Consider the following 2,901-nt stretch of genomic DNA (forward strand, 5'->3'; position numbering starts at 1 on the left):
AAGACACTGGATTAACCCAATAAGCCTGTTTAATCTTTAAGTTTTAGTAGCTCCAGACTAGCTACGCATCCGTAGGTAAGAACTTGAACACTTGCCTCTAACGTAGTGAATAAACACTTAGTCTGGTAAACATTAGGCTTTAAAAGCCCACGCTGTACTGTACTCAGTCAGCGTTGGGTAGTTTACACCCTGGACACCACCTCGATCCAGTCTACCAAAATATGTTTAAGTTTTAGATCATTCAGTTGGGGTACAACTTGGTCCAAGGCGGTGGCGAGTTGGGGATAGGAAAGGTTGTGCCAATGGGACGGGTCTCCACTCAGGGGCGATCGCCCTTCGGGGGTTAAAAAGATGGCAATTTGCCGTTCTTTGGGGATACGTTGCGCTGAACCCAACCGTCGCATCTCCATAATTTCTAAGTCCGCTTGGTTGAGACCTTCTCGGTCCGAAATATTGTTATCGATCGCCACTAAAAACTCACCGGGTCGATACAGAATCAGATCCAGGCGCAATTGCGGTGCGATCGCCCCACAGAGGAGGCGATAGGGTTGGCTAAAATGCTCCAGAGGAATGCAGTCACCACAGAGTTTGACAAGCTGTTCTAAAAACAGTGAACCTTGTCCATGACTGCCCTCGGCATCTAACAGCCACCCTAATACCGTAGTTTGGGTTGCCTCATTTTTGCTCAGTTGCAAGAGAGAAAATAGATTAAAATTAGCAACCTGACGCTGCCTGGACTTCTGATGAATGTCGGAAAAACTTGACAAGAATGCCGACATCTGAGTTTGTGTTTTCTCTCGTTTTGACTGCCCTAGGGTTCTAAATTTACCAAGAAGGGCGCTCATTTTTTGGACTTTAGATGGCATTTAAAATTGGGACAGAAGGTCGAATGTGCTGGATGGATAAAGTGTCAGCTAAGGGTTCAATGGGAAGGGTAATCATAAATTCTGCCCCTTTTCCAGGTTCGGAACTCACCTCGATTTTACCCCCATGTTTTTCTACCACGCCGTAAGCAATCGACAATCCCAAACCCGTGCCTTTTCCGGGGGCTTTCGTGGTGTAAAATGGGTCAAATATTTTGTTGTAGATTGCCTCATCAATCCCGGGACCATTATCCGCAATTTTTACCTGGATAGTTCTTTCGTTGAGCTTCTGGGTTTGAATGATGATTTGGTGAGGGGACTGAGAAGTTTTGGAGGCTTTCTGCGGTTGGCTTTCTAAGGCATCGATCGCATTGGAAATCAAGTGCATAAACACTTGGTTAAGTTGCGCCGGATAGCACTCGATTGGGTCCAATTCCTCATAGCGGGTAATCACTTCAATGTGTGGGTACAAACGATGGTTACAGAGTAACAGGGTACTGTCAATTCCTTCGTGAATATCTACTCGTTTTTTCTCGGCTTCGTCCAGGCGTGAAAAGTTACGCAAAGAAAGGACAATCTGCCGAATTCGCTCGGAACCAATGCTCATGGAGGAGAGCATTTTGGTCAAGTCGGTGATGACGAATTCTAAATCCACATCTTCAATGAGTTCCTGAAGTTCCGAGGACGGATTAGTATGCTCTTTTTGATACAGTTTGACGATTTTGAGGATGTCTTGGATGTAATGATTGCTATGCTCAATGTTGCCGGTGATAAAGTTGATGGGATTATTGATTTCGTGGGCAATTCCAGCCACCAACTGTCCCAGACTCGACATTTTTTCGGTTTGAATGAGCTGGGTTTGAGCTTGCTGAATTTCCTGGAGTTGTTCTTCAACTCGACTGATTAGTTGATTGAGAGAGGTGGCTAATAAACCGGCTTCATCTTCGGTGAGGATGGGGACGCGGAGTCTATAATTGGATTGTTCAGTGGTTCGTAGGGCAACTTGGGTGACCCATTCAATGGGACGGGCGATCGCCCGACTGGTGTAGTAGGCTAACATCGCGGCGATCGCCACGGATAGAATCATGCTGAAAATTGTGATTTTCCATCGCAGGGATTCGGCTTGATTAAAAGTCTCTTCGGCGGCCTTCTCTTGGGAATTGGCCGAAATTAAGGTCGGGTCTAGTTCCTGATAGAGGGCTTCTAATGCCGCTTCTACTTGGGAAATTTGGGCCAAAACTTTCTTTCTTTCCGAGTCGTTTAAACGGATAGATAAATCGGCAAACTCAGGGGATGACGAGGTCTGCAATTGAATTAAGTCTTGAGAAGATTTTTCGGCAATTTGTTGAATTTTCCATAATTTTTGCAGTTGGGATTCATTAAGGGTGACTAAACTATTCTCCTGGGTGTTAACCAACCCTTGCAAATAGCTTAAAAGGGTCTTAATTTTCTGAGTTTGGGCCAGAAAATTACGGCTTTTTGATTCACTCCACAGGGACTGATCCGTACTGGCGACTAAACCTTGTTGATACGATCGCGCGGTGACCACCTCATATTGCAAATGGGTAAGGATCCGCTGTTGTTCGTAGGCATGAACCAGTTGTTGTTTTGCTTTGTTCTGATAGCGATCGCCCACGACTAACCCCAGACCCGTTCCCAATAACGCGATCGAAATGGTCAGAGCATAACCATAGCCGATTTTTTGCTTAATACTTAAGCGGCGAATCTTGGTTTTGAGCTGCTCCAGGAGATTTGGAGCGGATTTCTCTACCGGGCGAATCTGTAGTGGATCCACAATCGCTCTCTGTTGTCGGGTCTCTAGGACCTCGTAAGGCTGTTGAAGCTGCATAAAAGGGACTTCCTTTGCTGATAAAGATACTTGGATCTGAAGACAGGCGTTGACACTCCCGATGTCTAAAGACACGGGGATTCTTGCATAGCCTTAGACCAAAGCCTAATTCTAATGGGCGCTGCTCATTTCGCCTCTAATAAGTCGGCTCAAATCTAGTTTGAACTTTCCCTTTACGTTTAGTTTGCG

Annotated in this window: 2 protein-coding genes; both read right to left on the reverse strand. The window is 45.7% G+C overall.

The features are described 5' to 3' along the window. Nucleotides 1-182: 182 nt before the first annotated feature. Complete coding sequence (locus J0895_RS21785; RefSeq protein ID WP_207090093.1) at nt 183-845, reverse strand: PDDEXK-like family protein; 663 nt, start codon at nt 843-845, stop codon at nt 183-185. Between the two features lie 10 nt (nt 846-855). After that, on the reverse strand, nt 856-2,712 hold the full coding sequence (locus J0895_RS21790) for a sensor histidine kinase (RefSeq protein WP_207090094.1): 1,857 nt from the start codon (nt 2,710-2,712) through the stop codon (nt 856-858). Nucleotides 2,713-2,901: the final 189 nt, after the last annotated feature.

The organism is Phormidium pseudopriestleyi FRX01, from assembly GCF_017313335.1.
Taxonomy (GTDB): domain Bacteria; phylum Cyanobacteriota; class Cyanobacteriia; order Cyanobacteriales; family Laspinemataceae; genus Laspinema; species Laspinema pseudopriestleyi.

Excerpts from the sequence above, each read along its gene's own strand:
- J0895_RS21785 (WP_207090093.1), bottom strand. The coding sequence starts at position 845 with ATGAGCGCCCTTCTTGGTAAATTTAGAACCCTAGGGCAGTCAAAACGA.
- J0895_RS21790 (WP_207090094.1), bottom strand. The coding sequence starts at position 2,712 with ATGCAGCTTCAACAGCCTTACGAGGTCCTAGAGACCCGACAACAGAGA.